Source organism: Neisseria sp. P0022.S010, from assembly GCF_051956635.1.
Genome location: NZ_JBQCXF010000216.1, coordinates 1 through 4,885, shown reverse-complemented (window position 1 = coordinate 4,885; position 4,885 = coordinate 1). Strand labels below are relative to the sequence as shown.

Here is a 4,885-nt window from a genome sequence, read left to right as displayed (position 1 = left end):
TGTTGGCTGCGTATGTGCAGGTAGTGGAGTACGGCTTGGTATTTGAAGTGTAATGTATATTTGCTCATAAAAAAACTGCACCTTGTGAGTTGGAGGGGGGATGTCCAACTTTTGGGGTGCAGTTCAACCCGTTTTCGGGTTTCAGACGGCCTTTTTTATTGCCTTACAACGATTAGAACTTGCCGTTCAGCTTCAGGAATATGCCTTTGTCGGTGCCGGAGAAGGCGTTGCGGCCGACATAGCCGCCCAGCGACAGCACGGCGGAGGGGCTGAAGGCGTAGTCTACGCCGGTCTGTACGGACGGACGGGTACGCGAGGTTTCGCGCTCCGTTTCATATTTGCCGAAGAAAGGAGCCTCGGCGGTGAAGCGGGCTTTGCCTCCACCCACGCGCTGGGCAACTTCCGCATTGCCGTACCATGCCAGCTTGCCGGTCAGGGGCAGGCGGCCTTTTATGCCTGCCGCCAATGAGGTTTCCTTCAGCTTGGCCGCGCCGTAGGCAAACGGGAAGGACAGGCCCGCATCTTCGCTATAAGACGGGCGTTCGGCTTCGGTGCGGCGCAGCGCGGCGTACCAGCCTAAGGTTTTTTCACCGGACGTGCCGTAGTCACGGCCGGCCGTCAGGCTGTATGCGCGGCCTTTGGTGCGGACGGTGTTCTCGGGGCTTTCCGTGCCGTCCAGATGGGGGCGGCGGATGCGGGTTTTGTCCGTTTCGAAGGCGGCGGCGGGTACGGCATACCAGCCCGCGCCGTTATGGAGGCGTGCGGACAGGCCGATGCCGACGCCGGATTTCAGGCGGTGGCTGCCGTTTTCTTCGGCACGGGCGGGAACCGCCAGGGAGACGGCGGCATCGAAGTTGTCGGAGATGCCGTAGCCGAAGGCGAAGTCTGCACCGCGCGAGCTTGCGCCGTGTCCTATGTCGCGGCGGTATCCGGCGCTGTAGCAGAATTTGCCGCCGTCGGCGCGGCAGCCGCCCAGCAGGTTTTCAGCCGCGCGGGCGCGCTGTGCGAGCAGGGAGGCGGTGTCGGCGGACAGCAGCGACAGGGAGGCGCGGGTGTTGGCGGTATCCGTGGGGCGGATGTTGAAGCTGCGCAGGTTCCAGACGGCGGCGCGGGAGGCGTTATTGTCGTTGATTGCCCATCCAACCGCAAACTTGCCGTCGGCGCTGAGGCCTTTCACTTCCGAACTACCCGAATTATCGCTTTTCAGCGTGCCGAGATCGGTTTTGGTGCTCCAGTTGCTGCCCGACCAGATGGTGGCGTGGCTTTCGCCGTTATCGTTGTCTGCCTGTCCGCCCACCACCGAACCGTCCCTGCTGACGGCATTTGCGAACGACCAGCCGGAATTGTCGCTGCTCAGTGTGCCGAGGTCGGTTTTGGTGGCCCAGCCGCTGCCCGACCAAACAATAGCGCGGTTGGTTGCACTGTCGGTGCTGATTGAGCCAACCACGATCGATCCGTCGTCGCTGACAGCGTATGCGGAACCAATGATGCCATCGCTGTCCAACGTGCCGAGTTCTGTTTTGGTGGCCCAGTTGCTGCCCGACCAGACAATTGGACGATACAGCAGAGGGTAGGGGTCGTATGATGCATTTCCGACCGCCACCGATCCGTCACGACTTAGGGCCTGTACCCATGAATACCCTGAATTGTCCGCCTTCAGCGTGCCGAGTTCTGTTTTGGTGGTCCAGTTGCTGCCCGACCAAATGATGCCACGGGAGTCGCCGTTGTCGTTGCGCGCCGTTCCACCTACCACCAAGCCGTCGCCGCTGACGGCGGTTGCCTCTGAATCCCCGGAGTTATCGGCTTTCAGCGTGCCGAGGTCGGTTTTAGTTTGCCAGCCGCTACCTGACCAGACGATGGCACGTGTATCTGTTGACGATTCCTCGTTCAAATGACCGACCACCACCGATCCGTCGGCACTGATGGCTAATGCACCCGAACTGCCCGAATTATCGCTTCTCAACGTACCGAGGTCGGTAATGTTATTGGGCGCGGCGGCGGCCGGCAGGGCGGCGAGGGTTAAAAGGCGGTGTACGGGAGATGGTTTTTGCATAGTCATGTTTTCCCTTTTTAGGTTATAAAATTCAGGTTATAAAAAAGCGGCAGGTGTCCGCCGCAGCTTAGTTGGTGCTATAAAATCGGCGCGATTATAGCAGTTTGGTATGCGGGGTTTGTGTGTTTTCAAAATTTCAAGAAATCATACAAAACTTTAAAAAAATTAAGGGCGGCAGGGAGGCCGTCTGAAAAGCAGGGATGTTTTGCTTTCAGACGGCCTCAAGGTTTTACCGCTTACCGAACGGACAGGTTCAAATATAGAAATCCTGATTCATTTCCTCATAAAAATTCTGATTCATTTCCTCCGCCGGTTTGGCATGCGATTTGTTGCCGACCACGCGGGCGGGCACGCCGACGACGGTGCTGTAGGCGGGCACGTCCGCCACCACCACGCTGCCCGCGCCGATTTTCGCGCATTCGTTCACGCGGATGTTGCCCAACACGGAGGCGTTCGCGCCTATCATCACGCCGTCGCCGATTTTCGGGTGGCGGTCGCCGCCCTCTTTGCCCGAACCGCCGAGGGTTACGCCGTGAAGGATGGAAATGTCGTTGCCCAAAACGGCGGTTTCGCCGATGACGACGCCGGTGCCGTGGTCAATCATAATCCCCTGCCCGAAACGGGCGGCCGGATGGATATCGACGCCGAACACTTCGGAAGCGCGGTTTTGCAGGAAATAGGCCAGCGTTTTGCGCCCTTCCTTCCACAGGCAGTGGTTGATGCGGTGCGCCTGAATGGCGTGGTAGCCTTTGAAATACAAAAGCGGCAGGCAGTATTGGTCGCAGGCCGGGTCGCGTTCGTAATAGGCGGTGATGTCGGCGCGGACGGCTTCGCCGATGGACGGTTCTTTTTCCAGCGCGTGCAGGTAGAGTTCGTACAGCGTACGCATATCCATGGTCGGATTGGCCAGCTTGCTCGACAGGTGAAAGGCCAGCACCCGCTCCAAACTGTCGTGCCGCAGCACGGTCATGTGGAGGAAGCTGGCCAGCATAGGTTCTTCCGCCGCCGACTGCTCGGCTTCGTTGCGTATGGTCTGCCACAGGTTAAAATAGGTATTTTCCATTTTCAGACGGCCTCTGTTGCGTAAAAGCGGCGATTGTAGCCGAAAGTATGCACCAATGTGCAAAAGGCCGTCTGAAACGTAAACAACATTAAACAAGCCTTTCCTAGGAACACCCATGGCACTCCAATTTGAAATCAACGCCGTTACCCCCTTCCGTCAAAACTGCACGCTGATTTGGGACGATGAAACCAAAGAAGCCGTTTTGACCGATGTCGGCGGCGATGTACCCTATTTATTGCAACAAGTCCAAAACAAAGGCCTCAAGCTGACCGCCATTTGGCTGACCCACGGCCATCTTGACCACGCAGGCGGCGTAGTTGAACTTTTGAAAACCTGCGATATACCCGTTCTCGGCCCGCACAAAGACGACGAATTCCTGCTCCAAGCCCTTCCGCAAACGACGGCGCAATACGGCTTCCCCGTTTCTCCGTCATTCACGCCGACACGCTGGTTGGAAGAAGGAGAATCGCTCAAGGTCGGCAACCACAGCTTCCAAGTCCTCCACATTCCCGGCCACACTCCCGGCCAAGTCGTTTTCTATAACGCCGAAAACGGTCTTTTAGTCGCAGGCGATGTTTTATTTTATGAGACCGTTGGTCGCACAGATTTTCCGCGCGGCAATCATGATGACCTCATAAACAATATCTGCGCTAAACTATTAACTCTGCCCGAAACCACGCAAGTTATAGCCGGACACGGCCGCATGACCAGTATCGGGCATGAGAAAAGGTACAATCCGTTTCTGGTTCGTTAGTATGAATATTGTATAAAGCCAACATTCTGGCATACACAGATTATGCGTATAAAGGAAAACTGACATACAATTTGCAGGAATAACACCCGAAAGATTAAGTACCTAATCTCCGGCAAATGCCAAAAAGAACTAAAGCACAAAGATAACAAGGTATTACGCAATAAAACCTGATTTATCGAAAACCGGAAATCTCTAAACCCCAAGCCTTACTCGCAGTGAAATTGTTACAAAGTGACAATAAATGTCAGTCAGGCCGTCTGAACGGTTCTGCCGATTCAGGCGGATACAACGGAGATGAGGTGCAATGCCCTGCTGGAATGTGCCGATGTTCTGTTTGTCAAACCGTCGGGGACATCTTTAAGAAGCACAACATTATTTGGGTCAACCGGCAAACTCGCTGCCGGCACTAACAGGCCGTCTGAAAAGTTCGGCCGGTAAAATCAATAAAAGGATTATCAAATGAAAAAAATCGCAAAAGTGGGCTTCGTCCTGCTGGCTACCGGCCTGCTGGCCGCCTGTGCTACTAAGAGCAAAATCACTCCTGAAGGCACTACAGACGAGCCACGCTTCCCTAAACCTTACTCCCTGACCTTCAACAACGACCACGGTACATTCCCGACTTTTGACGAGCTGGATCAAATGCGTCCTGGTCTGACCAAAGACGCCATCTACAAAATCCTCGGCCGTCCTCACTACGACGAAGGCATGGTTGGCGTACGTGAATGGGACTACCTGTTCCACTTCTACACCCCAGGCGTAGGTGTTGACCCTGAAAACACTTCCGGCGTTGAAGGCATCACTACTTGCCAATACAAAGTGATCTTCGACAAAGACAAATTTGCACGCAGCTTCTTCTGGAATCCAGTATTCCCTAAAGATGCCGTATGCCCTCCTCCAGCACCTACACCTAAACAAGAGCCTCAAGTGATCATCCGCGAGATCATTAAAGAAGCTCCTAAACGCATCCGTCAATAAGGACAAATTTGAAACGGATCCTATTGGGTATAGCCTTGGC

Annotated in this window: 4 protein-coding genes; 2 read left to right on the top strand and 2 right to left on the bottom strand. The window is 55.2% G+C overall.

Annotated elements, in window-relative coordinates:
* Positions 1–172 precede the first annotated feature (172 nt).
* Positions 173–2,059 carry a hypothetical protein gene (locus ACTHUT_RS13965; RefSeq protein ID WP_440418918.1) on the bottom strand — a complete coding sequence of 629 codons (1,887 nt, stop codon included), beginning with the start codon at positions 2,057–2,059 and terminating at the stop codon, positions 173–175.
* A 247-nt stretch (positions 2,060–2,306) separates the two neighbouring features.
* Complete coding sequence (gene cysE, locus ACTHUT_RS13960; protein ID WP_440418919.1) at positions 2,307–3,116, bottom strand: serine O-acetyltransferase; 810 nt, start codon at positions 3,114–3,116, stop codon at positions 2,307–2,309.
* Positions 3,117–3,231: 115 nt separating this feature from the next.
* Here cysE and ACTHUT_RS13955 point away from each other — a divergent pair, with 115 nt between their 5' ends.
* Together ACTHUT_RS13955 and ACTHUT_RS13950 are read left to right on the top strand one after the other, a co-directional pair.
* Positions 3,232–3,870: an MBL fold metallo-hydrolase gene (locus tag ACTHUT_RS13955; protein ID WP_003683764.1), complete on the top strand. Its 639-nt coding sequence runs from the start codon at positions 3,232–3,234 to the stop codon at positions 3,868–3,870.
* Positions 3,871–4,329: 459 nt separating this feature from the next.
* The gene (locus ACTHUT_RS13950) at positions 4,330–4,845 is read left to right on the top strand and encodes an outer membrane protein assembly factor BamE (protein ID WP_440418917.1); all 516 of its coding nucleotides are present in this window, start codon (positions 4,330–4,332) and stop codon (positions 4,843–4,845) included.
* Positions 4,846–4,885: the final 40 nt, after the last annotated feature.